Origin of the sequence: Cupriavidus alkaliphilus (assembly GCF_900094595.1) — a bacterium.
GTDB classification, from domain to species: Bacteria; Pseudomonadota; Gammaproteobacteria; order Burkholderiales; family Burkholderiaceae; genus Cupriavidus; species Cupriavidus alkaliphilus.
On record NZ_FMAD01000007.1, the window covers coordinates 306,871 to 333,245 of the forward strand.

Genomic DNA, 26,375 nt, shown 5'->3' on the forward strand with positions numbered 1-26,375 from the left:
CGGTCCTTACATCACCATCATGTTGGCGTTCAGGTTGTGCATGATCCACAGCGAACCCGCCACCACGATCACCAGGATCAGCGCCGTGAACAGCAGCGCGATCACATTGCTGCGCTGTTCGGACGACGAGTCCAGGTGCAGGAAGTACTTCAGGTGCACGATCATCTGGACCACGGCCATGCCCAGGATGGTCCACAGGATGGTGCCCTTGTCCATGGTGCCGTCCATCACGATCTTGAACGGGATCACGGTCAGGATCACGGCCAGGATGAAGCCGATCGCGTAGCCCTTGAAGCTGGCGTGGCCGCCAGCGTGGCTGTCGTGCGCGTGCGAGTCGTGGGCGCCGTGCGCCGCCGGTGCGTTGTGTTGTGCCATCACAGATGTCCCATCAGGTAGACCACGGTAAACACGCCGATCCAGACCACGTCCAGGAAGTGCCAGAACAGCGACAGGCACATCAGGCGCTTGCTGAGCGTCGGGGTAATGCCCTTCTTGCCCAGCTGCCACATCAGCACGATCATCCACAGCATGCCGCTGGCGACGTGCAGGCCGTGGGTGCCGACCAGCGTGAAGAACGACGACAGGAACGCGCTGCGGCCGGGGCCCGCGCCTTCGGCGATCAGGTGGTGGAATTCGTTGATTTCCATCGCCATGAACGCCAGGCCCAGCAGGAAGGTGATGCCGAGCCAGGTCTGCACGTGCTTGAGGCTGCGGTTCTGCAGCGAGATCATCGCCATCCCGTACGTGATCGACGAGAACAGCAGGATGAAGGTCTCCACCAGCACGTAGTTGAGCTCGAACAGCTCCTTCGCCGACGGGCCGCCTGCCACTTCGCCGCGCAGCACGGCGAAGGCCGCGAACAGTCCGGCGAAGATGATGCAGTCGCTCATCAGGTAGATCCAGAAGCCATACACCGTATTGGCACTGGTATCGTGGTGCGCATGGTCATGGCCGTGCGCGCCGGCGTGAGCCGGGGCGCCTGCCTGCGCGGGGATGCGGTCTAGGACTTGAGTCGACATGGTTCTCAGGCTTGCGAAGCAATGCGCTGCAGATGGCGCGTTTCGATCTGCTCGACCTCGGTGGCCGGCACGTAGTAGTCGATGTGGTCGTCGTTGCTGCGGTGGATGAACGCCCAGATCATGCCCACCAGGCCAACGATGGCCAGCCACCAGATATGCCAGGTCAGGGCAAAGCCGAACACCAGGCTGAAGGCGCCGATGATGAAGCCCGCGCCCGTGTTCTTGGGCATGTGGATCTTTTCGTAGCCTTCGGTCGGCAGGGTCTCGCCGCGGGCCTTCATGTCGGCGAACGCGTCCAGGTCACGCACCACCGGGGTGTGCGCGAAGTTGTAGAACGGCGGCGGCGACGAGGTGGCCCACTCCAGCGTGCGGCCGCCCCACGGGTCGCCGGTCACGTCGGCCAGCTTCTTGCGGTCGCGGATCGACACCACGATCTGCAGTACCTGGAAGAAGATGCCCAGCGCGACGAACACCACGCCCACCACGGCCAGGTACAGCCACGGCGTCCAGGCCGGGTTGTCGGTGTGGTTCAGGCGGCGGGTCATGCCCATCAGGCCCAGCACGTACAGCGGCATGAAGGCGAAGTAGAAGCCCACCAGCCAGCACCAGAACGAAGCCTTGCCCAGGCGCTCGTTCAGCTTGAAGCCGAACGCCTTCGGCCACCAGTAGGTGATGCCGGCCAGGTAGCCGAACAGCACGCCGCCGATGATCACGTTGTGGAAGTGGGCGATCAGGAACAGGCTGTTGTGCAGCACGAAGTCGGCCGCCGGCACCGCCATCAGCACGCCGGTCATGCCGCCGATCACGAAGGTGATCATGAAGCCCAGGGTCCACAGCACCGGCGAGGTCATCTGCACGCGGCCGCGGTACATGGTGAACAGCCAGTTGAAGATCTTCACCCCGGTCGGGATGGAGATGATCATGGTGGTGATGCCGAAGAACGCGTTGACGTTGGCGCCCGAGCCCATCGTGAAGAAGTGGTGCAGCCACACGATGAACGACAGCACCATGATCGCGGCGGTCGCGTACACCATGCCCTTGTAGCCGAACAGCTTCTTGCCCGAGAACGTGGCGATGACTTCAGAGAAGATGCCGAACGCCGGCAGGATCAGGATGTACACCTCGGGGTGGCCCCAGATCCAGATCAGGTTCACGTACATCATGGCGTTGCCGCCACCGTCGTTCGTGAAGAAGTGCATGCCGAGGTAGCGGTCCAGGCCCAGCAGCGCCAGGGTCACGGTCAGCACCGGGAAGGCGGCGACGATCAGCACGTTGGTGCACAGCGCGGTCCAGGTGAACACCGGCATGCGCATCAGCGTCATGCCAGGCGCGCGCATGCGCAGGATCGTCACCAGGAAGTTCACGCCGGTCAGCAAGGTGCCCAGCCCCGAGATCTGCAAGCTCCAGAGGTAATAGTCCACCCCTACGCCCGGGCTGTAGTCCAGGCCCGACAGCGGCGGGTAGGCCAGCCAGCCGGTCTTGGCGAACTCACCGACGCCCAGCGAGATGTTGACCAGCATGGCGCCCGCCACGAACAGCCAGAACGACAGCGTGTTCAGGAACGGGAAGGCCACGTCGCGCGCGCCGATCTGCAGCGGCACGACCAGGTTCATCAGGCCGGTCATCAGCGGCATGGCCACGAAGAAGATCATGATCACGCCGTGGGCGGTGAAGATCTGGTCGTAGTGCTCGGGCGGCAGCACGCCGGTGGCGCCGTTGGTGGCCAGCGCCAGCTGGGTGCGCATCATGACCGCGTCGGCGAAGCCGCGCAGCAGCATGATCAGGGCGACCAGGCAGTACATCACGCCGATCTTCTTGTGATCGACGGAGGTGAACCACTCGTTCCAGAGATAACCCCACTTCTTGAAATAGGTGATCGCGCCCAGCAGCGCGGCACCGCCCAGGGCGACGCCGGCCAGCACGACCATGATGATCGGCTCATGAAACGGAATCGCCGACAAACTCAACTTGCCAAACATCATTGCTCCCAGGATTACGCGCCTGCCGGCAGCGCGGCCGGCGTGGTCAAGGACAGCTGCTCTTCACCGAGGGTGTTGCGCGACGTGCAGATCGGGCCGCCCTTGAACCCGTCGGCGGCCAGTGCGGCGCCGCCGTGGCCCATGTACTTGTGCAGGATGTGGCGGAACAGCTGGTCTTCCACCTTGCCGTAGTACGCGACCGGCTCCTTCTCGCTGGGTTGCGCCAGCGTCTTGTAGCCATCGACGCCCAGTTCGGTCGACGAGGCGCGAACCTTGGCCACCCACTGGTCGAACTCGTAGTTCGACATGGCGATGGCCTTGAACTTCATGCCCGAGAAGCCGCCGCCGCTGTAGTTGGCGGACACGCCGTCATAGCTGCCGGCTTCGTTGGCGATCAGGTGGAGCTTGGTTTCCATCCCGGCCATGGCGTACACCTGGCTGCCCAGTTGCGGGATGAAGAACGAATTCATGATCGAATCCGAGGTGATCTTGAAGTTCACCGGGGTGTCGACCGGGAAGGCGATCTGGTTGACGGTGGCGATGTTCAGTTCCGGATAGATGAACAGCCACTTCCAGTTCAGCGCCACCACTTCGACCGTGACCGGCTTCTTGCTCGATTCCAGCGGCTTGTACGGGTCGAGGTCGTGCGAGGACTTCCAGGTGATGATGCCCAGCGCGATGATGATCAGGCAGGGGATCAGCCACACCACCACCTCGATCGCGGTCGAGTGCGACCAGTCGGGTTCATAGCGTGCCGAGGTATTGCTGGCGCGGTACTTCCAGGCGAACACCAGCGTCAGCACGATCACCGGCACCACCACCAGCAGCATCAGCCAGGTGGCGATCAGGATGATGCCTTTGATGTCGACGCCGACCTGCCCTTTCGGGTCGAGCAGCGTCATGTTGCAGCCGGCGAGCAGGAGCAGGCCAAGGCAAGGCAGGAACCGCGTCCACCGCGGCAGTATGGGTTTCTTCATGTCACGACTGGTTTGGTTACACCGCGCTTCGGGCAAAAGCGCGGCTAAACCGCCTGATGCTTGCGCAAGAGGCGTGGGGCTGAGGGAAAACCGGAAGGACGTGTCCTTAGCTGGCGTTGCGGTCTGGGGGCGGATCCTGCGCCCGGGGACCATGCGGCCTTGCAACGCCATGAACACGGAAGGACTGACTGCGCGCGCTGCAGGCCCTGTGGGACCTTGCCGGCGCTGCGGCACCTGGCCGAAACCGCGAACGGTCCCGGCTCAGTACAGCGGCCGGGTAGCGTTGGAATACGAGGCTTTTGCGCCTCCCGACGGACCTGCCGTCAGGGCAGGCGCGGTTTTCGGCCGGGGAGCGCAACACGTAAAACATCGTGGGCGCGACTGTACCGCAACGCAACATTAGGGGTAAACCCAACGATGCGGAACACACTGTTCATTTAAACGGACAATCAACGCATTGGTGCACTGAGCTGTCTTTGATCCACGTCAACATCACAAAATCGCGCTTAAATATGCAGAAAGCCGCGCTTTGCGCGGCTCTCCGGGGTGCGACGCCGCGCTGTGGCATATTGTCGCAGTGCCGCATGCGGCGCGGCGGCTCAGCCGTAACGGCGGGTGATCGACTCGGCGATGCACACCGGGCGCTCGCTGCCCTCGCGCTCCACCGTGACCTCCCAGGTGGACTGCGCGCCGACCAGTTCGGGCGACTTCGGCAACGGATCCAGGCGCTCGACCTTGAGCAGCTTGATGCGCGCGCGCAGCTTGCTGCCGACCGGCACCGGTGCGGTAAAGCGCACCCGGTTAAGCCCGTAGTTGACGCCGATCTTGGACGGCATGCTGAGCGCGTTGTGCATGAACTTGGGCAGCAGCGACAGCGTCAGGAAGCCGTGCGCGATCGGGCCGCCATAGGGCGATTCTTTTTTGGCGCGCTCCACGTCGATGTGAATCCACTGGTGGTCGCCGGTGGCCTCGGCAAACTGGTTGACCTGCTGCTGGGTCACCTCGATCCAGTCGCTGACCGCGACCTCCTGGCCCTGCAGCCCTTCCAGTTCTTCCAGCGTTGCGATGGTACGCATGTCGATCGTCTCCTCGTGACGGTTAAGTGTTGTTACGCCGGCCGGCGGCCGTACATGCCCATGCCCTTGACGGTGCAGACCAGTTCGCCGCGCTGGTTGGTGGCTTCCCACTGGGTATGCACGATGCCGCGGTCGGGCCTGGACTGCGACGCACGGGTGTCCAGCACGTTCAGCACCACCGTCAGCGTGTCGCCGGCATAGACCGGCTTGAGCCAGCGGATCTCGTCGACGCCCGGCGAGCCCATGCTGGCCGACTTGCCGGTGGTGCTCAGCACCAGCAGGCGCATCATGATCGAGCACGTCATCCAGCCGCTCGAGATCAGGCCGCCGTAGATGCTGCTGGCGGCGGCTTCCTTGTCGATATGGAACGGCTGCGGATCGTACTGGCGCGCGAAGCTCAGGATCTCTTCCTCGGTGACGAGGTAGGAGCCCAGCTCGCGGCGGCTGCCGACTTCAAAATCCTCGAAATACAGCATGGGGGTGTCTCCGTTGGGGATGGCGGTTGAGTTGTCCGCACGATGATCGCATGGCGGGCCGGCGCGCGCGTCCGTATTTGCCGAACCCGCCCCTAACAGCGCGCAAAGAAAAAAACCGCGCCTGGACTGCAGCGCGGTTTTGACTGGACTGGCCGGATCAGGCAGCTTCCTGGAACCCCGGCTGGGCGGCGAACCGGCCCAGGTGATGGTCCACGTCGCCGAAGGTGGTGTTGATCATGGTCAGCCGCTTGAACATGTGCGCGGCCGGCAGTTCGTTGGTCACGCCCATGCCACCGTGGATCTGCACCGCCTCCTGGCCAACCGTGCGCGCGGCCTGCCCCACGCGCGCCTTGGCGGCGGAGACGTAGCGGCGGCGCTCTTCCGCCGTGGCCTCCTCGAAGCGAGCCGCGGCCAGCAGCGTGATCGAGCGAGACTGCTCCGCGTGGATAAACATCTCGACCATGCGATGCTGCAGCGCCTGGAAGCGCGCGATCGGCACGCCGAACTGCTGGCGCGTCTTGGCGTATTCCAGCGTCGCGGCATTGAGCGTGTCCATCACGCCCACGGCCTCGGCGCACAGCAGCACCGCGGCGTAGTCGGCCACCTGCTCGACCAGCGCGAAGGCCTTGCCGGCCTCGCCCAGCAGGTGCGCCGGCGCGTCCTGGAAGGTGATGTCGGCGGCGCGCAGGTTGTCGATGGTGCGGTAGTCCTTGATGCTGACACCGGCGCCCTTCGCATCCACCAGGAACAGCGAGATGCCGTCCTGGTCGGCATCGCCGCCGCTGCTGCGCGCCGACACGATCAGCTGGTCGGCCTGGCCCCCGTGCACAACCACGGTCTTGCGGCCGTTGAGCTTGCCGTCGCGCGCGGTAACACGCACGTTGTTCAGCTCATAGCGCGCCTGCGGCTCGTTGAATGCCGCGGCCAGCTTCAGCTCGCCGCCGGCCACCTGCTCCAGCAGCGCGTCCTGGCCGCCGGCCAGACCCAGGGCGTAGGCGCCCACCACGGTGGCCAGGTACGGCTCAACGATCAGGCCGCGGCCCAGTTCCTGCTGCACCACCATCATGTCCAGGGCCTTGCCGGCAAAGCCGCCCTGCGCTTCCGGCACCGGCAGCGCGGTCAGGCCGAGCTCGGCCAGCGCGCCCCATGCGGACTCGCCGTAGCCGGTCGCGCTCTCGTAGTGCTTCTTGCGCTCTTCGAAGCCATAGTCCTTGTCGATGAAACGGCGGACGGCGTCGGCCAGCTGCTTCTGTTCGTCGCTGAGATTGAAGTTCATGATGCGTGTCTCCTCACAGCCCCAGAATCATCTGGCTGATGATGTTCTTCTGAATTTCGTTGGACCCGCCGTAGATGGAGGTCTTGCGATAGTTGAAGTAGTACGCGGCCAGCGGCGCGGCGTCGTCGTAGCCGGTCACGGCGTGCTCGGTCTCGCACTCCAGGTAGGCGGTGTCGAACGGCTGCGCGTACGGGCCGACCGCCTCGACCATCAGCTCGGTCAGCAGTTGCTGGATCTCGGTGCCCTTGATCTTCAGCATCGAGGCCTCGGGGCCGGGGCCCTTGCCCGCCGCTTCGCTCGACACCACGCGCAGCACGGTGATCTCCAGCGCCATCAGCTCGATTTCCAGCGCGGCCACCTTGGCGCCGAACACCGGATCCTCCAGCAGCGGCTTGCCGTTCTTCTGCTGCTGGCGCGCCACGCGCTTGAGGAAGCCCAGCTCGCGCTTGGAATTGCCGACGCGGGCAATGCCGGTGCGCTCATGGCCAAGCAGGTATTTGGCGTAGGTCCAGCCCTTGTTCTCTTCGCCGACGCGGTTCTCGACCGGCACCTTGACGTTGTCGAAGAAGACTTCGTTCACTTCATGCTCTTCGTCGAGCATGATGATCGGGCGCACGGTGATGCCCGGCGTCTTCATGTCGATCAGCAGGAACGAGATGCCCTCCTGCTTCTTGGCTTCGGGGTCGGTGCGCACCAGGCAGAAGATCATGTCGGCGTGCTGGCCGAGCGTGGTCCAGGTCTTCTGGCCGTTGACGATGTAGTGCTTGCCGTCGGAGGTCAGTTCGGCGCGGGTCTTCAGCGAGGCCAGGTCCGAACCGGAACCCGGCTCCGAATAGCCCTGGCACCACCAGTCGGTGCAGTCGAGGATGCGCGGCAGGTAGTACGACTTCTGCTGCTCGTTGCCGTACTTCATGATCACCGGAGCGACCATCGCCACGCCGAACGGCAGCACGCCGGGCGCGCCGACGCGGGCATTCTCTTCGTCCCAGATATGGCGCTGGGTGGCGTTCCAGCCGGTGCCGCCGTACTGCACCGGCCAGTGCGGCGCCGACCAGCCCTTGCCGGCGAGCAGCTTGTGCCAGCGCACCAGGTCGTCGCGGTTCGGACGGCGGTGGTTGAGAATCTTGCTGCGGATGTCCGCCGGCAAGTTGGCTTCGAGCCAGCTACGCACTTCCTCGCGGAAGGCATCGTCGGACGCCGAGTAGTTGAGATCCATGCCCGTCTCCAGTGGTGCCGGCATGGCGCGGGCCGCCGGCGGTTTGTTCTGCCTGCGCGTCATGCGCCGACAGCAACGGGCACAGGACGCAATTCAGTGAGCCGTCTGCTTCAGCGCATCCGGCACCACGAGCGGAAAGGTCTCGATGCCCTCCTCGGCCAGCGCCTGCACCTCCTCCGGCGAGGCCGAACCGCGGATGCCGCGCTCCGGCGCCTCGTCATAGTGCATGCGCCTTGCCTCCTCGGCAAAGCGGTCGCCAACATCCTCGGTCTGCGCCAGCACCTGCTTCACTGCCTTCATATAGAGCGCTTGCAGTGTCACCGGTGTGGCTGCCGGCGGCGCCGGCCTGGCCTTGCCCTCGCGCGCGGTCGCGCCCGACAGGTTCAGGCGCGGTGCGCTGGGCAGCCGGGTCACGGCGTGGTCGCCACAGACCGGGCATTGGACGAGGTCACGCGAGATTTGCGACTGCGCCTCTTCCTCCGAGGCAAACCAGCCCTCGAAACGATGGTCATGCGCGCAGCGCAGGTCGAGCACCTTCATGATCTTTCCAGCCCGTCAAAAGCTATATTATCCGCGAATCCAAATTTTGTGAACGGTCGTGCTAAATTTTTTAGAACGACCGTTCGGAACTACGCTGCGGCGTCTCCGCCGCGCGGCTCAGCCTTGTGCCGCCCCATACGCCGGCATAGGCTGCTCGCCCGGCTGCCAGGCACCCGAGATCACTTTTTCCAGCCAGAATGCGCCGATGATGGTCTTTACGTCGGTGATGCGGCCGCTGCGGACCCAGTCGATCACCTGCCCCGCCGGCGCAATGAAGGTTTCCAGGAATTCGCCGTCATCGAGCTGCGCCTCGCCGTGCGTCAGGTCGCGCGCCAGCAGGATATCGATGAACTCGGTCGAATAGGAAATGACGGGATGGATCCGCGTCAGGTAGTCCCAGCGCGCGGCGCGGTAACCGGTTTCCTCGAGCAGTTCGCGTTCGCCGCAGCGCTGCGCCCCCTCTTCGGGATCGAGCTTGCCCGCGGGGAATTCCAGCATCACCTCGCCTACCGGGTAGCGGAACTGGCGCTCCAGCAGCACGGTGCCGTCATCGAACAGCGGGATCATCATCACCGCGCCGGGATGGACCACGTACTCGCGCCCGGTCTGCTTGCCGTCGGGCAGTCTGACGACGTCCTGCTTGAGGGTGAGGAACTTGCCGCGATGGACCGTGGCCGACGCCACGCACACTTCCTTCAGTGCGTCGTCGTTCTCGGACAGGCTAGCGAATGCGGCGGGAGATTGGGTACCGCGTGGGATCTTGTCGGTCATGGACGCTCCGGATCAGGCAGGGCCCGGCGCCGACAAGACCGGCTTCAGGCCGTGCGGTGTTTGACGAGGTATTGCCAGGTGAAGCCAGGGAAGGCAAACACCAGCATCATGCAGGCGGTGATGGCGTAGAACTGCCAGCCCTGCGCAAACGTGCCGCCCAGGTTGGCTTCCACCGCCAAGCCGGCGGCGCCGGCCACCCCGAACCAGACCACCAGTTCGAGCAGGCGCAGCCACAGCGGCTTGCGCGCCTGCCGCAGCGGGATCACCACGAACAGGCGCTGGTTGACGAACGGCAGATTCGCACATACCAGTGCCAGCAGGATGACAAACCAGCCGCTTGCGGAGGCGCTCATGTCGCGTGCCGGATCAGGAACCCAGGGTCGAGCGGATGGCCTGGTAGCACAGGTTCATCAGCGCGGCCGGGAACAGGCCCAGCAGGATCACCGCGGCGCCGTTCACGCTCAGCATCGAACGCAGGCCGAAGGTGGCTTCCAGTTCCTCTTCGCCAACGGGGGCGTCGAAGTACATCAGCTTGACGATGCGCAGGTAGTAGAACGCGCCGATCAGCGAGAACAGCACCGCCACCACCGCCAGCCAGGTCATGCCGGCCTTGACCACCGCGTCGAGCACGGCCAGCTTGGCATAGAAGCCCACGGTCGGCGGGATGCCCGCCAGCGAGAACATCATCACCAGCATCAGGAAGGCAAACCACGGGTTGCGGCGCGACATGCCCTTCAGGTCTTCCAGGGTCTCGGCCTCGAAGCCCTTGCTGGTGCGCAGCAGGATGATGCCGAAGGTGCCCAGCGTGGTCAGCAGGTAGGTGACCGAGTAGAACATCGCCGAGCTGTAGGCATCGGCAGCGCCGTCAGCCTTGTTGGCGACCACGCCCGAGAGCAGCCCCAGCAGCACGAAGCCCATGTGCGAGATGGTCGAGTACGCCAGCATCCGCTTCAGGTTGCTCTGCACGATGGCGGTCAGGTTGCCGATCGCCAGCGAGATGATCGACAGCACCACCAGCATCATCTGCCAGTCGCTGGCCAGCGGCAGCAGGCCTTCCACCAGCACGCGGATGAACAGCGCGAACGCCGCCACCTTCGGGCCGCCGGCGATCAGCAGGGTCACCGCGGTCGGCGAGCCCTGGTAGATGTCCGGAATCCACATGTGGAACGGCGCGGCCCCCAGCTTGAACGACAGGCCGGCGACGATGAAGACCACGCCGAAGGCCAGCATGGTGGTGTTGATGCGGCCGGATTCCACCGCGCGGAACACCTCGCCCAGGTTCAGCGAGCCAGTGGCACCGTACATCATCGAGATGCCGTACAGCAGGAAGCCCGAAGCCAGCGCGCCCAGCACGAAGTACTTCATTGCCGATTCGGAGGTCACGCGCGACTCGCGGCGCAGCGCCACCAGCGCGTACGACGACAGCGACAGCAGCTCCAGGCCCAGGTACAGGGTCAGGAAGTTGTTGCCGGTGATCATCACGATCTGGCCGCCCAGCGTGAACAGCGCCAGCATGTAGAACTCGCCGGCGAACATGTCGCGCTCGGCCAGGTAGCGGCGCGTATAGACCAGCGTGACGAACAGGCCGGCGGCGCAGAAGGCCGACAGCACGTTGGCCATCGGGTCGATCACGACCAGGTTGGCGAACGCGTAATGGGTCTCGCCGGTGGCGGCGTTCATGCCGAACCAAACGGTAAGCACCAGCGTGGTCAGCAGCGACAGCGGATACGCCACGCTCTGCTTGCCCTTGCCCCGGGCCAGGTCGATCCAGTTGATCGCGGCGATGGCGATCGCCAGGAAGATGATCGGCGCCACGGGGGCGAGTGTCGAGGACGGTTGCATGTTGATATCTCTCCCCGATTACAGCTTCGACTGCGCCGCGTGCTGCAGCAGGTTGACCACGGACGGGTGCATCACGTCGGTAAAGGGCTTCGGGTGCAGGCCCATGTACAGCGTCATGATGGCCAGCAGGCCGAGCATGACGAACTCACGCTTGTTCAGGTCGGCCAGCTCGCGCACGTGCTGGTGCACGACGTCGCCGAAGATCACGCGCTTGACCATCCACAGCGAGTAGGCGGCGCCCAGGATCAGCGCGGTGGCGGCCAGCAGGCCGATCCAGAAGTTGAACTTGACCGCGCCCAGGATCACCATGAATTCGCCGACGAAACCGGAGGTGGCCGGCAGGCCGCAGTTGGCCATGGCGAAGAACACCGACAGCGCGGCGAACTTGGGCATGGTGTTGACCACGCCGCCGTAGTCGGCGATCTGGCGCGAGTGCACGCGGTCGTACAGCACGCCGATGCACAGGAACATCGCGCCCGAGATAAAGCCGTGCGAGATCATCTGCACGATGCCGCCTTCGACGCCGATGTCGCTGAAGATAAAGAAGCCCAGCGTGACGAAGCCCATGTGGGCGATCGACGAGTACGCCACCAGCTTCTTCATGTCGGCCTGCACCAGTGCCACCAGGCCGATGTAGATCACCGCGATCAGCGAGATGGTGATGATGAACGGGGCCAGGTAGTGGCTGGCGTCAGGCGCGATCGGCAGCGAGAAGCGCAGGAAGCCGTAGGCGCCCAGCTTCAGCATGATCGCGGCCAGCACCACCGAGCCGCCGGTCGGCGCCTCGACGTGGGCGTCGGGCAGCCAGGTGTGCACCGGCCACATCGGCACCTTGACCGCGAAGGCAACGAAGAAGGCCAGGAACAGCGCGATCTGCTCGTTCATCGACAGCTTGGCCTGGTGCCATTGCAGGATGTCGAAGGTGCCGGTCTTGTTGTACAGGTACAGCAGCGCGACCAGCGTCAGCAGCGAGCCCAGCAGCGTGTACAGGAAGAACTTGAAGGCCGCGTAGACGCGGTTCGGGCCGCCCCAGACGCCGATGATGATGTACATCGGGATCAGGGTGGCTTCGAAGAACACGTAGAACAGCATGCCGTCGAGCGCGCAGAACACGCCCACCATCAGGCCGGACAGGATCAGGAACGAGGCCATGTACTCGGCCACGCGCTCGGTGATCACTTCCCATGCCGAGATCACCACGATCACCGTGATGAAGGCGGTCAGCACCACGAACCACATCGACAGGCCGTCAACGCCCAGCAGGTAGTGGATGTTGAAGCGCTCGATCCAGTTCGCCTTTTCGACGAACTGCATCGCCGCGGTGGCGCGGTCGAAGTTGAACACCAGCGGCAGCGTGACCACGAAGCTGGCGATCGAGCCGAACAGCGACATCCACCGCACGAAGCCAGGGCTGCGGTCCGAGCCGAAGGCCAGGATCAGCAGGCCGAAAAAGACAGGCAGCCAGATTGAGAAAGACAGAACCATTTCTATGTTTTCCTTACTTGGTGCCTATCACTTGGTGCCGATCACGCCCGTGATCGTCAGCGTCAGCAGCACCAGCATGCCGACGATCATCGCGAACGCGTAGTGGTAGATATAGCCCGACTGCAGGTAGCGGCTGGCCGAAGCAAACGATGCCACCACGCGCGCCGCGCCGTTGACGAACAGGCCGTCGATCAGGCTCTGGTCGCCGCCCTTCCACAGGCCGGTACCGAGCAGGCGTGCGCCGCGGGCGAACACGGCCTGGTTGATGGCGTCCATGTAGTACTTGTTGTCGAGCAGCTTGTACAGGCCCGAGAAGCGATTGGCGATGGCCTCGGGGATATCCGGGCGCTTCATGTAGAAGAACCACGACAGCACCACCCCGGCGACGGCCAGCCACAGCACGGGCGTGGTCAGCGAGTGCTGCGCCATCGCCACCCAGCCGTGGAACGCTGCCTTCAGTTCGGCCATGGCGTGGTGGTTCTCGCCGACGAAGATCACTTCCTTGAAGGCGATGCCGTTCTTGAAGAAGTTGCCGAACAGCATCGGCTCGATCGCGATCGCACCGATGATCACCGACGGGATCGCCAGCAGCACCAGCGGCAGCGTCACCACCCACGGCGACTCGTGCGGCGTCTCGCCGGCGGCCAGGCCGTGATGGTGGTCGTGCGAGACTTCCTCGTCCTCGTGGTCGCCCTCATGGTGCTGGTGCGCGTGGTTCTGGCCCCAGCGCGACTTGCCATGGAACACCAGGAAGTACATGCGGAACGAGTAGAACGCGGTGACGAACACGCCCGCCAGCACGGCGAAGTAGGCAAAGCCCGAACCGGCGATATGCGACTCGGCCACGGCCTCGATGATCGAGTCCTTGGAGTAGAAGCCCGCGAAGAACGGCGTGCCGATCAGCGCCAGCGAACCCACCAGCGAGGTGATCCAGGTGATCGGCATGTACTTGCGCAGGCCGCCCATGTTGCGGATGTCCTGGTCGTGGTGCATGCCGATGATGACCGAGCCCGCGCCGAGGAACAGCAGCGCCTTGAAGAACGCGTGCGTCATCAGGTGGAACACCGCCACCGAGTAGGCCGAAGCGCCCAGCGCCACGGTCATGTAGCCCAGCTGCGACAGGGTCGAGTACGCGACCACGCGCTTGATGTCGTTCTGGATGATGCCCAGGAAGCCCATGAACAGCGCCGTGATGGCACCGATCACCAGCACGAACGACAGCGCGGTGTCCGACAGCTCAAACAGCGGCGACATGCGCGCGACCATGAAGATGCCGGCGGTCACCATGGTAGCCGCGTGGATCAGTGCCGAGATCGGGGTCGGGCCTTCCATCGAGTCGGGCAGCCAGACGTGCAGCGGGAACTGCGCCGACTTGCCCATCGCGCCGATGAACAGGCAGATGCAGGCCACGGTGATCATCATCCAGTCGGTGCCCGGGAAGATCACGGTGGCGAGCTGGTCGCGCGCGGCGAACACTTCGGTGTAGTTCATGCTGCCGGCGTAGGCCAGCAGCAGGCCGATGCCCAGGATGAAGCCGAAGTCGCCGACGCGGTTGACCAGGAACGCCTTCATGTTGGCGAAGATCGCCGTCGGGCGGGTGTACCAGAAACCGATCAGCAGGTACGACACCAGGCCCACCGCCTCCCAGCCGAAGAACAGCTGCAGGAAGTTGTTGCTCATCACCAGCATCAGCATCGAGAAGGTGAACAGCGAGATGTAGGCGAAGAAGCGGTTGTAGCCGGGGTCCCCGTCCATGTAGCCGACGGTGTAGATATGCACCATCAGCGAGACGAAGGTCACCACCACCATCATCATCGCGGTCAGCGAGTCGACCAGGAAGCCGACCTCCATCTTCAGGCTGCCGATCGCCATCCACTCGTAGACGGTGCCGTTGTAGCCCGCGCCGTTGATCACGTCGAGCAGCACCATCACCGACAGCACGCAGGCGATGGCCACACCGAGGATCGTCGAGGTGTGGGCCACGATCCGGCCGCCGCGCGACTCCGAGGAAAACAGGCCAAAGAACTTGGTACCGAACAGGCCGGCGATCGCGGAGCCGACTAGCGGCGCCAGCGGGATCGCAAGCAGCAGGTTGGGGTTGAGCGTGGTTGCCATAGGACGCTTAGTGGTGTGCGGTCGGTGAGTCTTGGGTATCTACGTAGTGCGCCACGGATCAGTACTTCAGGGTGTCCATGTCGTCCACGTTGATCGTATCCAGGTTGCGGAACAGCACCACCAGGATTGCCAGACCGATTGCCGACTCGGCGGCGGCCACCGTGAGGATGAAGAAAACGAAAACCTGACCAGCCAGGTCGCCCAGGTAATGCGAGAAGGCAACGAAGTTGATGTTCACCGCAAGCAGCATCAGTTCGATCGCCATCAGCAGCACGATCACGTTCTTGCGGTTCAGGAAGATGCCGACGATGCTGATCGCAAACAGGATCGCACCGAGCACGAGGAAATGAGCGAGAGAGAGCACAGCGATTTCTCCGGGCTTTAGTTCTTATTGGCGGCAGCCGCGGCTTCCGTCTGCTGGGTCTGGTCTTCGGCGGCCATCGGCACCAGGCGCACGCGCTCGTCGCGGCGGGTGCGCAGCTGCGCCGACACGTCCTGGGCCTTGACGTCCTTGCGGCGGCGCAGGGTCAGCGCCACGGCGGCGATGATCGCCACCAGCAGGATGATGCCGGCCACTTCGAAGGCGTAGATGTAGTCGGTGTAGATCAGCTTGCCCAGTGCGGCGGTGTTCGAGTAGCCCGGCTCCTGCGAGCCGCTGGCCACCACCGGCGTGGTGGTGCCGATGAAGTTGCGCACCAGCACGATCGCCATCTCGGCGATGATCAGCGCGCCCACGATCGAGGCCATCGGCACGTAGGTCCAGAAGTCGCGGCGCAGGTGCTCGATATCGATATCGATCATCATCACCACGAACAGGAACAGCACCATCACCGCGCCGACATAGACCAGCACCAGCAGGATGGCGAGGAATTCCGCCTGCAGCAGCATCCAGATCGCCGCGGCCGTGAAGAACGACAGCACGAGGAACAGTGCGGAGTGCACCGGGTTCTTCGCGGTGATGACTTTCAGTGCGGAGAGCACCAGCACCAGCGCAAAGACGTAGAAGATGGTGGTCGTGAGTTCCATGGTCCCTATCGGATCCTCTCTGGGCCGTCCGGCACAAGCCAACCCCTCGGGTGGCCCGCTCCTGCGGCATCCTTGCATTGGCCCCTTGCATTGCAGGGACCGCATTTCAATTCGGTGGCGGCGGCTGCCAGGTCTGCTGCTTGCGGCAGCCGCCAACCGGCGTTACGTCTGTGGCCGAAACTTCCGGCCGGCATCCGGCTTAGCGGTACTTCGCGTCGGCCGCCTTGGCCGCGGCGATCTGCGGCTCGTAGCGGTCGCCCACGGCCAGCAGCATGTCCTTGGTGAAGTACAGGTCGCCGCGCTTTTCGCCGTGGTATTCCAGGATCTGCGTCTCGACGATGGCGTCGACCGGGCAGGCCTCTTCGCAGAAGCCGCAGAAGATGCACTTGGTCAGGTCGATGTCATAGCGCGTGGTGCGGCGGGTGCCGTCGGCGCGCGCGTCGGACTCGATCGTGATGGCCAGCGCCGGGCACACCGCCTCGCACAACTTGCAGGCGATGCAGCGCTCTTCCCCGTTGGGGTAGCGGCGCAGCGCGTGCAGCCCGCGGAAACGCGGCGAGATCGGCGTCTTCTCTTCCGGGAACTGGACCGTGATCTTGCGCGCGAAGAGATAGCGGCCGGTCAGGGCCATGCCCTTGAAGAGTTCCTTCAGGAGCAGGCTGTTGAAGAAGTCCTTGATGGCGAGCAGCATGATGCTTCCTAGTATTTCCACACGATGCGCGCCCTGCCGGGCAGGCGCACCGTCGTTTGGCCGTTCAGTGCCAGATGTTCCACGGCGACTTGATCCAGATCGCCACGATGATCAGCCAGGCCACGGTCAGGGGAATGAACACCTTCCAGCCCAGGCGCATGATCTGGTCATAGCGATAGCGCGGGAACGAGGCACGAATCCAGATGAACACGGACAGCAGCAGGAAAACCTTGATCAGCAGCCAGAAGAAGCCGGGGACCGCGTTGGTCACCACGCTCTCGAACGGAGGCGCCCAGCCGCCCAGGAACATCAGCGCGGTCATCGTCGAGATGATGATCATGTTGATGTACTCGGCCAGGAAGAACAGCGCGAAGCCCATGCCCGAGTATTCGATCATGTGGCCGGCCACGATTTCCGATTCGCCTTCGACCACGTCGAACGGGTGGCGGTTGGTTTCGGCCACGCCCGAGATGAAGTACACCCCGAACATCGGCAGCAGCGGCAGCCAGTTCCACGACAGGATGTTGATGCCCATGTCGGCGAAGTAGCCGGTGTTCTGGCCGTTGACGATGGCCGACAGGTTCAGGCTGCCGGCAACCATCAGCACCGTCACCAGGGCAAAGCCCATGGCGATTTCATACGACACCATCTGCGCCGCGGCGCGCATCGCGCCGATGAAGGCGTACTTGGAGTTCGAGGCCCAGCCGGCCAGGATCACGCCGTAGACGCCGACCGAGCTGATCGCCATCACGTAGAGCAGGCCGGCGCTGACGTCGGCCATCACCACCTCGGCCTGGAACGGAATCACGGCCCAGACCGCCACGGCCGGCATCAGCACCATCAGCGGGGCGATCAGGTACATGCCCCGGCTGACCTGCGTGGGCAGCATGACTTCCTTGAGCAGCAGCTTCAGCACGTCGGCGATCGGCTGCAGCAGGCCCAGCGGACCGACGCGGTTCGGGCCGATGCGCACGTGCATCCAGCCGATCAGCTTGCGCTCCCACAGGATCAGGTACGCCACGCACAGCAGCAGCGGCACCACGATGATCACGGCGCGGATCAGGATCCACAGCGGCGTCCAGTACGCGCCCAGTGCGCCCTGCCCTTGCGAGGTAATCCAGTCAATCATGTCTTGTTCTCGCTCTTGTTCTTACGCCGTGGCCACGGTGCCGGTGGCCGGCGCCAGGTCAATGGCCTTCTCTACGGTGACGGTGCCGAACATCGCGCCCAGGCTCATGGCCGCCGGCGTTGCCGCCGGCACGCGCACGGTGTTGGCCGGCAGCGTCGCCTCGAGCACGGCCGGCAGCACCACGCTGCCCTGCCCTTGCGTGACCCGCACCGGATCGCCCGACTGGATGCCCAGGCTGGCGAACAGGTCGGCCGGCAGCGCGATCTGCATGGCGCGGCGCGCGGCGGCGCTCAGCTGCAGCGACTCGGCGCGGCGCACGATCGGGTCGGCATGGTAGATGGGCACGTCGGCGATGCGCTCGATGCCGTTGGCGGCAGCGGCGGCCACGCGGATCGGCGCGTCGGTGGCGTTGTCCAGCTGGGCCTCGACCGGGGCCGACAGCACTTCGGCGCGCACCGCCTCGGCGGTGTCGTAGTCGAAGCCGGCCACGTCGAGCAGGTTGCCCAGCACGCGCAGCACCTTCCAGCCCGGACGCGCTTCGCCCAGGGCGCGCACCACGCCGTTGAAGCTTTGCGGCTTGCCCTCGCAGTTGACGAAGGTGCCGGCGGTTTCCGTGAACGGCGTCACCGGCAGGATCACGTCGGCGTATTGCATCGCCGCTTCCGAGCGGAACGGCGACAGCACCACCACGGTGCCGGCCTGGGCCAGCGCGGCCAACGCCTGGCGCGGGTCGGCGGCGTCGAACTCGGGTTCGGTGTTCAGCAGGATGTAGGCCTTGCGCGGCGTCTCCAGCATGGCCTGCGCGTTGGCGCCGCCCTGCTTCGGCAGCGCCCCGGCGATATGGCCGCCGACGGTGTTGGCCGCTTCGGTCAGGAAGCCCAGCGTGGCGCCGGTTTCGGTGGCGATCCACTGCGCCAGCGCGTGCAGCGCCGAGAACTGCGGATGACGCACGGCCTCGTTGCCGAGGAACACGGCACGGCGCTCGCCCGACAGCAGCGACTCGGCGGCCTTGGCGGCGGCGTCGCCGCCGTCGAAGCCTTCGGTGCCGGCCGGGGCGGCTACGCCCTTGGCGGCGGCCACGGCACGGGCCACGCCGGCCAGCGCGGCGGCCCAGCCCGACGGGGCCACGTCGATACGGGTGGCGGGCATCAGCAGGTCTTCACCGCCGGCACCCAGCACGGTCACGCGGGCGCCCTTCTTGGTCGCCTGGCGCAGGCGCGAGGCCAGCAGCGGATGGTCCTTGCGCAGCGACGAGCCGATCACCAGCGCGCGTTGCAGCGTGGTCACGTCGGCCACCGGCATGCCCAGCCAGGGCGCGCCCTTCAGCGCGGCCGAGAAATCGGTCTGGCGCAGGCGGAAGTCGACGTTGTCGCTGCCCAGGCCGCGCATCAGCTTGCCCAGCAGGAACAGCTCTTCCAGCGTGCTGTGCGGGCTGGCCAGCGCGGCGATCTGGTCGGCGCCGTGTTCGCGCTTGATGCCGGCCAGGCCATTGGCCACGTATTCCAGCGCGGTCTGCCAGTCGGTTTCCATCCATTCGCCGCCCTGCTTCAGCAGCGGGCGGGTCAGGCGGTCGGCGCTGTTCAGGCCTTCATACGAGAAGCGGTCCTTGTCGGAGATCCAGCACTCGTTGATGTCTTCGTTTTCCAGCGGCAGCACGCGCATGACGCGCTGGTTCTTGGTCTGCACCACCAGGTTCGCGCCCAGGCCGTCGTGCGGCGACACCGACTTGCGGCGCGCCAGCTCCCAGGTACGGGCCGAGTAGCGGAACGGCTTGCTGGTCAGCGCGCCGACCGGGCACAGGTCGATCATGTTGCCCGACAGTTCCGAGTCGACGGTCTTGCCGACGAAGGTGGTGATTTCGGAATGCTCGCCGCGGTTGAGCATGCCCAGCTCCATCACGCCGGCCACTTCCTGGCCGAAGCGCACGCAGCGGGTGCAATGGATGCAGCGGGTCATCTCCTCCATGGAGATCAGCGGGCCCACGTTCTTGTGGAACACCACGCGCTTCTCTTCCTTGTAGCGCGACTCCGAGGCGCCGTAGCCCACGGCCAGGTCCTGCAGCTGGCACTCGCCGCCCTGATCGCAGATCGGACAATCCAGCGGGTGGTTGATCAGCAGGAATTCCATCACGGACTTCTGCGCCTTGACCGCCTTCTCCGAATTGGTGAAGACCTTCATGCCGGGGGTCACCGGCGTGGCGCAGGCAGGCAGCGCCTTCGGGGCCTTCTCGACCTCGACCAGGCACATGCGGCAGTTGGCCGCGATGGACAGTTTGCGGTGGTAGCAGAAGTGCGGGATGTAGGTGCCCAGCTTGCGGGCCGCTTCCATCACCAGGCTGCCCTCAGCAACCTCAACCTTCTTGCCGTCGATCTCTAGTTCAACCATGTTCTGCCACGCTTAGATGTAGGCCGGAACCATGCACTGCTTGTGTTCGACGTGATATTCGAACTCTTTCCAGTAGTGCTTGAGCATGCCGCGGACCGGCATCGCCGCGGCATCGCCGAGCGCGCAGATGGTGCGGCCCATGATGTTTTCCGCGACGTTGTTGAGCAGGTCCAGGTCTTCCTGGCGCCCTTCTCCGTGTTCGATGCGATTGACCATGCGGTACAGCCAGCCGGTGCCTTCGCGGCACGGCGTGCACTGGCCGCACGATTCCTCAAAGTAGAAGTACGACAGGCGCAGCAGCGAGCGGACCATGCAGCGCGTCTCGTCCATCACGATCACCGCGCCCGAGCCCAGCATCGAGCCAGCCTTGGCGATCGAGTCGTAGTCCATGTCGGACGCCATCATCAGGTCGCCCGGCACCACCGGCGCGGACGAGCCACCCGGAATCACCGCCTTGATGCGCTTGCCGCCGCGCATGCCGCCGGCGAGCTCCAGCAGCTTGGCGAAGGGCGTGCCCAGCGGGATCTCGTAGTTGCCGGGACGCTCGACGTCGCCCGAGACCGAGAAGATCTTGGTGCCGCCGTTGTTCGGCTTGCCCAGCTTCAGGTAGTTCTCGGGACCGACGGCCAGCAGGAACGGCACCGCGGCGAAGGTCTCGGTGTTGTTGATGGTGGTCGGCTTGCCGTACAGGCCGAAGCTGGCCGGGAACGGCGGCTTGAAGCGCGGCTGGCCCTTCTTGCCTTCCAGCGATTCCAGCAGCGCGGTTTCCTCGCCGCAGATGTAGGCGCCATAGCCGTGGTGGGCGTGCAGCTGGAAGCTGAAGCCCGAGCCCAGGATGTTGTCGCCCAGGAAGCCGGCGGCACGCGCTTCTTCGAGGGCTTCCTCGAAGATCTTGTACTCGTTCCAGATCTCGCCGTGGATGTAGTTGTAGCCCACGGTGATGCCCATCGCGTACGCGCCGATGGCCATGCCCTCGATCAGCGAATGCGGGTTGTAGCGGATGATGTCGCGGTCCTTGAACGTGCCAGGCTCGCCTTCATCGGTGTTGCAGACCAGGTATTTCTGACCCGGGAACGTGCGCGGCATGAAGCTCCACTTCAGCCCGGTCGGGAAACCCGCGCCGCCACGGCCACGCAGGCCCGAGGCCTTGACGTCGGCGATCACCTGCTCGGGCGGGATCTTCTCGGTCAGGATGCGCTTCAGTTGCTGGTAGCCGCCACGCTTGACGTAGTCTTCCAGGTGCCAATTCTTGCCGTCCAGGCCGGCCAGGATCAGCGGCTGGATATGGCGGTCGTGCAGACTGGTCATGTTACTTGCCCCCCTTGGCGGCTTCGCTCTTGAGCTCGTCGACAAGCGCGTCGAGCTTGTCGTCGCTCATGAAGCTGCACATGCGGGTGTTGTTGACGATCATCACCGGCGCGTCGCCGCAAGCGCCCATGCACTCGCCCTCTTTCAGGGTGAAGCAGCCGTCAGCGGTGGTCTCGTTGTAGTCGATCCCGAGCTTGCGCTTCAGGTACTCGCCAGCCCGCTCGCCACCCGACAGGGCGCACGGCAGGTTGGTGCAGACGGCGAGCTTGAATTTGCCCACCGGCTTGGTGTCGTACATGTTGTAGAAGGTCGCCACCTCTTCCACCCACACGGGCGGCATCTCGAGGTAGTTGGCGACGAACTGCATGACTTCGGGGGAAACCCAGCCCACCTCGCCCTGCGCCACGGCAAGCGCCGCCATCACGGCCGACTGCTTCTGGTCGGCCGGATACTTCGCGATCGCGCGATCGATTTCCTTGAGAGCTTCTGCTGATAGCATGGTCATTGCAGTAAAACGCCGGAGACAGCGCCACCGGGCGTCTCTCCGCAGGTTTGCAGCCGTCGCTGCCGTTCCGCCGGCGGGCCTGAGGCCGTGCCGGTCCGCCGCGGGTCTTCCGGGCCGCTCCGCTCAGCAGAGCTCCTCGGAAAGCGCCCGGATCGTCGTCCGGGCCGGCGGTCCGTGATTAGCGGTCGATCTCGCCGAAGACGATGTCTTGCGTGCCGATGATCGTTACCGCGTCAGCAATCATGTGTCCCTTGGCCATTTCGTCCAGCGCGGCCAGGTGCGGGAAGCCGGGCGCACGGATCTTCAGGCGGTACGGCTTGTTCGCGCCGTCCGAGATCGCGTAGATGCCGAACTCGCCCTTCGGGTGCTCCACCGCTGCGTACGCTTCGCCTTCGGGCACGTGCATGCCTTCGGTGAAGAGCTTGAAGTGGTGGATCAGTTCTTCCATGTTGGACTTCATGTCCACGCGCGAGGGCGGCGCCACCTTGTGGTTATCGGTGATCACCGGGCCCGGGTTGCGGCGCAGCCATTCCACGCACTGCCTGATGATGCGGTTGGACTGGCGCATCTCTTCCACGCGCACCAGGTAGCGCGCGTAGCAGTCGCCGCCCACGCCCACCGGCACGTCGAAGTCCAGCTTGTCGTACACCTCGTATGGCTGCTTCTTGCGCAGGTCCCAGGCAATGCCCGAGCCGCGCAGCATCGGGCCGGTAAAGCCCATCTGCAGCGCGCGTTCCGGGCTGACCACGCCGATGTCCACCAGGCGCTGCTTCCAGATCCGGTTGTCGGTCAGCAGCGTCTCGTACTCGTCGACGTACTTCGGGAAGCGGTTGGTGAAGTCCTCGATGAAATCCAGCAGCGAGCCCGAACGGGCTTCGTTCATGGCCTTGATCGCGCGCTCGTTGTGTACCTTGGACGCGCGATATTGCGGCATCGTGTCAGGCAGGTCGCGGTACACGCCGCCCGGACGGTAGTAGGCCGCGTGCATGCGCGCGCCCGACACCGCCTCGTACATGTCGAACATGTCCTCGCGTTCGCGGAAGGCGTACAGGAACACCGCCATCGCGCCCACGTCGAGCGCGTGCGAGCCGATCCACATCAGGTGGTTCAGCAGGCGGGTGATCTCGTCGAACATCACGCGGATGTACTGCGCGCGCACCGGCACCTCGAGGCCCAGCAGCCGCTCGATCGCCATCACGTAGGCGTGCTCGTTGACCATCATCGACACATAGTCGAGGCGGTCCATGTACGGCACGCTCTGGATCCAGGTCTTCTGCTCGGCCAGCTTCTCGGTGGCGCGGTGCAGCAGGCCGATATGCGGGTCGGCGCGCTGGATGACTTCGCCGTCCAGTTCCAGCACCAGGCGCAGCACGCCGTGCGCGGCCGGGTGCTGCGGGCCGAAGTTCAGGGTGTAATTCTTGATATCTGCCATGACGCGTTCTCAGTACTCCACGCCGCCGTACTTGTCCTCGCGGATCACGCGCGGCGTGATTTCGCGCGGCTCGATCGTGACCGGCTGGTAGATGACCCGCTTCTGGTCGGGGTCGTAGCGCATCTCGACAAAGCCGGAAACCGGGAAGTCCTTGCGGAACGGATGGCCGACGAAACCGTAGTCGGTCAGGATGCGGCGCAGGTCCGGATGGCCGTCGAACACGATGCCGTAGAAATCGAAGGCCTCGCGCTCGAACCAGTTGACCGAGTTCCACACGTTGATCAGCGACGGCAGCACCGGGAAGTCGTCGTCGCTGGCGAACGCGCGCAGGCGCAGGCGCCAGTTATGCGTGACCGACAGCAGCTGCGAGACCGCGGCAAAGCGCAGGCCGTCCCACGCGCCGTCGGCATACTCGGAATAATCGACGCCGCACAGGTCGATCAGCTGCTCGAAGCGCAGCGACGGATCGTCGCGCAGGATCTGCGCCACTTCCAGGTAGTCGTCGGCCTTGACCACCAGCGTCAGTTCGCCGGTCGCCTCGACCAGTTTCTGCACGCGCTTGCCGAGAGCTTTCTCGAGCGCGGCCTTCAGGGTATCGAGCTTCGCCATTTCAGCCCTTGCGCGCGATGGTGTTGGTACGCTTGATCTTGTTCTGCAGCTGGATCACGCCGTAGATCAGCGCCTCGGCCGTCGGCGGGCAGCCCGGCACGTAGATATCCACCGGCACGATGCGGTCGCAGCCGCGCACCACCGAATACGAATAGTGGTAGTAGCCGCCACCATTGGCGCACGAGCCCATCGAGATCACCCAGCGCGGTTCCGCCATCTGGTCGTAGACCTTGCGCAGCGCGGGGGCCATCTTGTTGCACAGCGTGCCGGCCACGATCATCACGTCCGACTGGCGCGGCGACGGGCGGAAGATCACGCCGAAGCGGTCCATGTCGTAGCGCGCGGCGCCGGCATGCATCATTTCCACGGCACAGCAGGCCAGGCCGAAGGTCATCGGCCACAGCGACCCGGTGCGGGTCCAGTTGATCAGCTTGTCAGCGGTAGTCGTGACAAAGCCTTCGTTGAGAACGCCTTCGATTGCCATTTCACATCACTCCCAATCGAGCGCGCCCTTTTTCCAGATGTAGACGAAGCCCACGATGAATTCCAGCAGAAACACGCCCATGGCGATGAAACCCGGCCAGCCGATATCCTTCAGGGCAACGCCCCACGGAAACAGGAAGGCGGTTTCGAGATCGAACAGGATAAACAGGATGGCGATGAGGTAGTAGCGCACGTCGAACTTCATGCGCGCGTCCTCGAACGCTTCGAAGCCGCACTCGTACGGCGACAGCTTCGCGGGATCGGGCTTGTTCGGACCGAGGATCCGACCGATCGACATCAGTGCCACGCCAAGCACGACACCGAAGATGATGAAGATGAGAACGGGGAAGTAGGCTTCGAGATTCAAGGTACGGCCAGCCTTATCTGGAATGTTGTCAACAGCACCAGCTGAAGCGGCGTCCTGTTGCCCACCCCAGGCGCTAAGCCACGAGAACCATGGCGCGCCGCCTTGCGGACTGCCGGAGCCCCATGCGCGGGTGCATTGCCCGGCCAGGGACTCCGATCAAGTTGTTTGGTGCCGACGGCGAGACTCGAACTCGCACAGCTTTCGCCACTACCCCCTCAAGATAGCGTGTCTACCAATTTCACCACGTCGGCTGGGGGAGAAACAATATTGCCTGGCGCCGGGTTTTCAGGCCCTTCAGGTCCGTTACAAAGGCTTTCGTCTTTGCGCGGAACCCATCGCTGGGGAATCGTTTCAAGCCTTGCATTCTAACCCAAATTTCTTGCTTTGTTCAACGCACAACTGCAAAAAAACTCAGGAATCCGCCGCAAGGCAATCGGATTATTTCGGTACCGCAGGAGCTGCCGGCGCCGAGGCATCCGCGGCGGCGGCCGGGGCTGCGGCGGGTGCCGAGGCGCCGGCCACGGCGGGCGCCGATGCCGGCGCCGCGCCCATCACGCCCAGCGAGGCGGCGGGCTTGTAATTGCCCAGCAGCGTCAGCGCCAGCGTGCAGACGAAGAACAGCGTGGCCAGCACGGCGGTGGTGCGCGACAGGAAATTTGCCGAGCCGGTGGCGCCGAACAGGCTGCCGGAGGCGCCCGAGCCGAAGGCCGCGCCCACATCGGCGCCCTTGCCATGCTGGATCAGCACCAGGCCGATTACGCCCAGCGCCGACAACACCTGCAGCACCACCAACAAAGTCTTGAAGATTGCCATTTGATTTAAATAAGCTTACTTGCCTGATCGGTCGATCGGAACGGCCGGCATTCAGGCGTTGCCGATCGCGAGAAAATCTTCCGACTTGAGCGAGGCGCCGCCAATCAGGCCCCCGTCGATATCGGTCATCGAAAACAGTTCGGCCGCATTGTCGGGCTTGACGCTGCCGCCGTACAGGATCGCCATGCGCTCGGCCACGCCAGCATCGCGCGCGGCAACCTGGCCGCGCAGGAAGGCATGCACCGCCTGCGCCTGCGCGCTGGTGGCGGTCTTGCCGGTGCCGATGGCCCACACCGGCTCATAGGCCAGCACCACGCGGCCCAGCTGCTCCACCGTGAGCGCTTCCAGCACCGCCTGCAGCTGCCGGCCGACCACGGCCTCGGTCTCGCCCGCCTCGCGCTGGGCCAGGGTCTCGCCCACGCAAACCACCGGGACGATGCCGAACTCGAGCGCCCGCAGCGCCTTGGCCGCGACGGCCTGGTCGGTCTCGCCATGGTAGGTGCGGCGCTCGGAGTGCCCGACCAGCACGTAGGTGCAGCCGAACTCGCCCAGCATCGACGCCGCCACTTCGCCGGTGAAGGCGCCGCGCGCCTCCACCGACACGTCTTGTGCACCCCAGGCCACTTTGGAGCCATTCAGCAGCGCCTGGCATTGTGCAAGATAGGGGAACGGCGCGCAGACCGCCAGCGTCGCGCCGGTCACACCAGCGCCAGCCTGGATGGCTTCCAGCAGTGCCGCGTTGGCAGCCAGGCTGCCGTGCATCTTCCAATTGCCGATGACGAGCTTTTGTCTCACGAGGTGCCCCTCCCAAATCAAACCCGCTATTGTAGCGTGTGGCAGGGGCAAGGCGCTACG

Annotated in this window: 27 protein-coding genes and 1 tRNA gene; all 28 read right to left on the reverse strand. The window is 64.7% G+C overall.

Going from position 1 to position 26,375, the window contains the following annotated elements; genetic code table 11:
• Nucleotides 1-6: 6 nt before the first annotated feature.
• Nucleotides 7-375 carry a cytochrome o ubiquinol oxidase subunit IV gene (gene cyoD / locus GA0116996_RS17110; RefSeq protein ID WP_012352352.1) on the reverse strand — a complete coding sequence of 123 codons (369 nt, stop codon included), beginning with the start codon at nucleotides 373-375 and terminating at the stop codon, nucleotides 7-9.
• Entirely contained in the window at nucleotides 375-1,019 is a 645-nt protein-coding gene (gene cyoC / locus GA0116996_RS17115) for a cytochrome o ubiquinol oxidase subunit III (RefSeq protein ID WP_092314024.1), read from the reverse strand. Before cyoC ends, cyoD begins: the two co-directional genes overlap by 1 nt.
• 5 nt (nucleotides 1,020-1,024) lie before the next feature.
• Complete coding sequence (cyoB, locus tag GA0116996_RS17120; RefSeq protein WP_012352350.1) at nucleotides 1,025-2,998, reverse strand: cytochrome o ubiquinol oxidase subunit I; 1,974 nt, start codon at nucleotides 2,996-2,998, stop codon at nucleotides 1,025-1,027.
• Nucleotides 2,999-3,012: 14 nt separating this feature from the next.
• Nucleotides 3,013-3,975 carry a ubiquinol oxidase subunit II gene (gene cyoA / locus GA0116996_RS17125; RefSeq protein WP_092314026.1) on the reverse strand — a complete coding sequence of 321 codons (963 nt, stop codon included), beginning with the start codon at nucleotides 3,973-3,975 and terminating at the stop codon, nucleotides 3,013-3,015.
• Between the two features lie 599 nt (nucleotides 3,976-4,574).
• Nucleotides 4,575-5,051, reverse strand: a complete 477-nt coding sequence (locus tag GA0116996_RS17130; protein WP_062797794.1) for a MaoC family dehydratase — start codon at nucleotides 5,049-5,051, stop codon at nucleotides 4,575-4,577.
• Nucleotides 5,052-5,083: 32 nt separating this feature from the next.
• Complete coding sequence (locus GA0116996_RS17135; protein ID WP_092314028.1) at nucleotides 5,084-5,527, reverse strand: MaoC family dehydratase; 444 nt, start codon at nucleotides 5,525-5,527, stop codon at nucleotides 5,084-5,086.
• A gap of 157 nt (nucleotides 5,528-5,684) precedes the next feature.
• Nucleotides 5,685-6,803 carry an acyl-CoA dehydrogenase family protein gene (locus GA0116996_RS17140; RefSeq protein ID WP_092314030.1) on the reverse strand — a complete coding sequence of 373 codons (1,119 nt, stop codon included), beginning with the start codon at nucleotides 6,801-6,803 and terminating at the stop codon, nucleotides 5,685-5,687.
• A 13-nt stretch (nucleotides 6,804-6,816) separates the two neighbouring features.
• A complete protein-coding gene (locus GA0116996_RS17145) occupies nucleotides 6,817-8,019 on the reverse strand; it encodes an acyl-CoA dehydrogenase family protein (RefSeq protein WP_092314032.1) in 1,203 nt (400 codons plus the stop codon).
• 93 nt (nucleotides 8,020-8,112) lie between these two features.
• Nucleotides 8,113-8,559 carry a DUF1178 family protein gene (locus GA0116996_RS17150; RefSeq protein WP_092314034.1) on the reverse strand — a complete coding sequence of 149 codons (447 nt, stop codon included), beginning with the start codon at nucleotides 8,557-8,559 and terminating at the stop codon, nucleotides 8,113-8,115.
• Nucleotides 8,560-8,676: 117 nt separating this feature from the next.
• Entirely contained in the window at nucleotides 8,677-9,330 is a 654-nt protein-coding gene (locus tag GA0116996_RS17155; RefSeq protein WP_208601254.1) for an NUDIX domain-containing protein, read from the reverse strand.
• A 44-nt stretch (nucleotides 9,331-9,374) separates the two neighbouring features.
• Entirely contained in the window at nucleotides 9,375-9,683 is a 309-nt protein-coding gene (locus GA0116996_RS17160; protein WP_092314036.1) for a DUF2818 family protein, read from the reverse strand.
• Nucleotides 9,684-9,696: 13 nt separating this feature from the next.
• Complete coding sequence (gene nuoN, locus GA0116996_RS17165) at nucleotides 9,697-11,172, reverse strand: NADH-quinone oxidoreductase subunit NuoN (protein ID WP_092314038.1); 1,476 nt, start codon at nucleotides 11,170-11,172, stop codon at nucleotides 9,697-9,699.
• A gap of 18 nt (nucleotides 11,173-11,190) precedes the next feature.
• The gene (locus GA0116996_RS17170) at nucleotides 11,191-12,657 is read right to left on the reverse strand and encodes an NADH-quinone oxidoreductase subunit M (protein WP_092314040.1); all 1,467 of its coding nucleotides are present in this window, start codon (nucleotides 12,655-12,657) and stop codon (nucleotides 11,191-11,193) included.
• Nucleotides 12,658-12,684: 27 nt separating this feature from the next.
• Complete coding sequence (gene nuoL / locus GA0116996_RS17175) at nucleotides 12,685-14,772, reverse strand: NADH-quinone oxidoreductase subunit L (protein ID WP_092314042.1); 2,088 nt, start codon at nucleotides 14,770-14,772, stop codon at nucleotides 12,685-12,687.
• Between the two features lie 58 nt (nucleotides 14,773-14,830).
• Nucleotides 14,831-15,136 carry an NADH-quinone oxidoreductase subunit NuoK gene (gene nuoK, locus GA0116996_RS17180; protein WP_029044763.1) on the reverse strand — a complete coding sequence of 102 codons (306 nt, stop codon included), beginning with the start codon at nucleotides 15,134-15,136 and terminating at the stop codon, nucleotides 14,831-14,833.
• Nucleotides 15,137-15,153: 17 nt separating this feature from the next.
• Nucleotides 15,154-15,798 (reverse strand): NADH-quinone oxidoreductase subunit J, encoded by a 645-nt coding sequence (locus GA0116996_RS17185; RefSeq protein ID WP_092314044.1) that lies wholly within the window; start codon nucleotides 15,796-15,798, stop codon nucleotides 15,154-15,156.
• A gap of 199 nt (nucleotides 15,799-15,997) precedes the next feature.
• Nucleotides 15,998-16,489: an NADH-quinone oxidoreductase subunit NuoI gene (gene nuoI, locus GA0116996_RS17190; protein ID WP_010809124.1), complete on the reverse strand. Its 492-nt coding sequence runs from the start codon at nucleotides 16,487-16,489 to the stop codon at nucleotides 15,998-16,000.
• Between the two features lie 64 nt (nucleotides 16,490-16,553).
• Entirely contained in the window at nucleotides 16,554-17,618 is a 1,065-nt protein-coding gene (gene nuoH, locus GA0116996_RS17195; RefSeq protein ID WP_092314046.1) for an NADH-quinone oxidoreductase subunit NuoH, read from the reverse strand.
• A gap of 21 nt (nucleotides 17,619-17,639) precedes the next feature.
• Nucleotides 17,640-20,003, reverse strand: coding sequence for an NADH-quinone oxidoreductase subunit NuoG (nuoG, locus tag GA0116996_RS17200; RefSeq protein ID WP_092314048.1), 2,364 nt, complete (start codon nucleotides 20,001-20,003; stop codon nucleotides 17,640-17,642).
• Nucleotides 20,004-20,015: 12 nt separating this feature from the next.
• A complete protein-coding gene (nuoF, locus tag GA0116996_RS17205) occupies nucleotides 20,016-21,311 on the reverse strand; it encodes an NADH-quinone oxidoreductase subunit NuoF (RefSeq protein ID WP_092314050.1) in 1,296 nt (431 codons plus the stop codon).
• Nucleotide 21,312: 1 nt separating this feature from the next.
• Nucleotides 21,313-21,810, reverse strand: coding sequence for an NADH-quinone oxidoreductase subunit NuoE (gene nuoE, locus GA0116996_RS17210; protein WP_029044768.1), 498 nt, complete (start codon nucleotides 21,808-21,810; stop codon nucleotides 21,313-21,315).
• A gap of 184 nt (nucleotides 21,811-21,994) precedes the next feature.
• Nucleotides 21,995-23,248, reverse strand: a complete 1,254-nt coding sequence (locus tag GA0116996_RS17215) for an NADH-quinone oxidoreductase subunit D (protein ID WP_092314052.1) — start codon at nucleotides 23,246-23,248, stop codon at nucleotides 21,995-21,997.
• 9 nt (nucleotides 23,249-23,257) lie between these two features.
• Nucleotides 23,258-23,857, reverse strand: coding sequence for an NADH-quinone oxidoreductase subunit C (locus tag GA0116996_RS17220; protein WP_092314054.1), 600 nt, complete (start codon nucleotides 23,855-23,857; stop codon nucleotides 23,258-23,260).
• 1 nt (nucleotide 23,858) lies between these two features.
• Nucleotides 23,859-24,341, reverse strand: a complete 483-nt coding sequence (locus GA0116996_RS17225) for a NuoB/complex I 20 kDa subunit family protein (protein WP_008643342.1) — start codon at nucleotides 24,339-24,341, stop codon at nucleotides 23,859-23,861.
• Nucleotides 24,342-24,347: 6 nt separating this feature from the next.
• Nucleotides 24,348-24,707 (reverse strand): NADH-quinone oxidoreductase subunit A, encoded by a 360-nt coding sequence (locus tag GA0116996_RS17230; RefSeq protein ID WP_012352330.1) that lies wholly within the window; start codon nucleotides 24,705-24,707, stop codon nucleotides 24,348-24,350.
• Between the two features lie 166 nt (nucleotides 24,708-24,873).
• Nucleotides 24,874-24,958: transfer RNA gene (locus tag GA0116996_RS17235), tRNA-Leu, on the reverse strand.
• 187 nt (nucleotides 24,959-25,145) lie between these two features.
• The gene (gene secG, locus GA0116996_RS17240) at nucleotides 25,146-25,520 is read right to left on the reverse strand and encodes a preprotein translocase subunit SecG (RefSeq protein ID WP_010809132.1); all 375 of its coding nucleotides are present in this window, start codon (nucleotides 25,518-25,520) and stop codon (nucleotides 25,146-25,148) included.
• A gap of 51 nt (nucleotides 25,521-25,571) precedes the next feature.
• Nucleotides 25,572-26,315, reverse strand: coding sequence for a triose-phosphate isomerase (tpiA, locus tag GA0116996_RS17245; protein ID WP_092314056.1), 744 nt, complete (start codon nucleotides 26,313-26,315; stop codon nucleotides 25,572-25,574).
• Nucleotides 26,316-26,375 lie beyond the last annotated feature (60 nt).

Excerpts from the sequence above, each read along its gene's own strand:
- GA0116996_RS17145 (WP_092314032.1), bottom strand. The coding sequence starts at position 8,019 with ATGGATCTCAACTACTCGGCGTCCGACGATGCCTTCCGCGAGGAAGTG.
- cyoB (WP_012352350.1), bottom strand. The coding sequence starts at position 2,998 with ATGTTTGGCAAGTTGAGTTTGTCGGCGATTCCGTTTCATGAGCCGATC.
- GA0116996_RS17220 (WP_092314054.1), bottom strand. The coding sequence starts at position 23,857 with ATGGCGAAGCTCGATACCCTGAAGGCCGCGCTCGAGAAAGCTCTCGGC.
- cyoC (WP_092314024.1), bottom strand. The coding sequence starts at position 1,019 with ATGTCGACTCAAGTCCTAGACCGCATCCCCGCGCAGGCAGGCGCCCCG.
- GA0116996_RS17160 (WP_092314036.1), bottom strand. The coding sequence starts at position 9,683 with ATGAGCGCCTCCGCAAGCGGCTGGTTTGTCATCCTGCTGGCACTGGTA.
- nuoH (WP_092314046.1), bottom strand. The coding sequence starts at position 17,618 with ATGATTGACTGGATTACCTCGCAAGGGCAGGGCGCACTGGGCGCGTAC.
- nuoE (WP_029044768.1), bottom strand. The coding sequence starts at position 21,810 with ATGCTATCAGCAGAAGCTCTCAAGGAAATCGATCGCGCGATCGCGAAG.
- GA0116996_RS17215 (WP_092314052.1), bottom strand. The coding sequence starts at position 23,248 with ATGGCAGATATCAAGAATTACACCCTGAACTTCGGCCCGCAGCACCCG.
- GA0116996_RS17150 (WP_092314034.1), bottom strand. The coding sequence starts at position 8,559 with ATGAAGGTGCTCGACCTGCGCTGCGCGCATGACCATCGTTTCGAGGGC.
- GA0116996_RS17170 (WP_092314040.1), bottom strand. The coding sequence starts at position 12,657 with ATGGTTCTGTCTTTCTCAATCTGGCTGCCTGTCTTTTTCGGCCTGCTG.
- GA0116996_RS17130 (WP_062797794.1), bottom strand. The coding sequence starts at position 5,051 with ATGCGTACCATCGCAACGCTGGAAGAACTGGAAGGGCTGCAGGGCCAG.
- GA0116996_RS17155 (WP_208601254.1), bottom strand. The coding sequence starts at position 9,330 with ATGACCGACAAGATCCCACGCGGTACCCAATCTCCCGCCGCATTCGCT.
- nuoI (WP_010809124.1), bottom strand. The coding sequence starts at position 16,489 with ATGCTGCTCGCCATCAAGGACTTCTTCAACAGCCTGCTCCTGAAGGAA.
- nuoL (WP_092314042.1), bottom strand. The coding sequence starts at position 14,772 with ATGGCAACCACGCTCAACCCCAACCTGCTGCTTGCGATCCCGCTGGCG.
- nuoN (WP_092314038.1), bottom strand. The coding sequence starts at position 11,172 with ATGCAACCGTCCTCGACACTCGCCCCCGTGGCGCCGATCATCTTCCTG.
- cyoA (WP_092314026.1), bottom strand. The coding sequence starts at position 3,975 with ATGAAGAAACCCATACTGCCGCGGTGGACGCGGTTCCTGCCTTGCCTT.
- GA0116996_RS17225 (WP_008643342.1), bottom strand. The coding sequence starts at position 24,341 with ATGGCAATCGAAGGCGTTCTCAACGAAGGCTTTGTCACGACTACCGCT.
- nuoG (WP_092314048.1), bottom strand. The coding sequence starts at position 20,003 with ATGGTTGAACTAGAGATCGACGGCAAGAAGGTTGAGGTTGCTGAGGGC.
- secG (WP_010809132.1), bottom strand. The coding sequence starts at position 25,520 with ATGGCAATCTTCAAGACTTTGTTGGTGGTGCTGCAGGTGTTGTCGGCG.
- cyoD (WP_012352352.1), bottom strand. The coding sequence starts at position 375 with ATGGCACAACACAACGCACCGGCGGCGCACGGCGCCCACGACTCGCAC.
- GA0116996_RS17185 (WP_092314044.1), bottom strand. The coding sequence starts at position 15,798 with ATGGAACTCACGACCACCATCTTCTACGTCTTTGCGCTGGTGCTGGTG.
- GA0116996_RS17140 (WP_092314030.1), bottom strand. The coding sequence starts at position 6,803 with ATGAACTTCAATCTCAGCGACGAACAGAAGCAGCTGGCCGACGCCGTC.
- GA0116996_RS17135 (WP_092314028.1), bottom strand. The coding sequence starts at position 5,527 with ATGCTGTATTTCGAGGATTTTGAAGTCGGCAGCCGCCGCGAGCTGGGC.
- nuoF (WP_092314050.1), bottom strand. The coding sequence starts at position 21,311 with ATGACCAGTCTGCACGACCGCCATATCCAGCCGCTGATCCTGGCCGGC.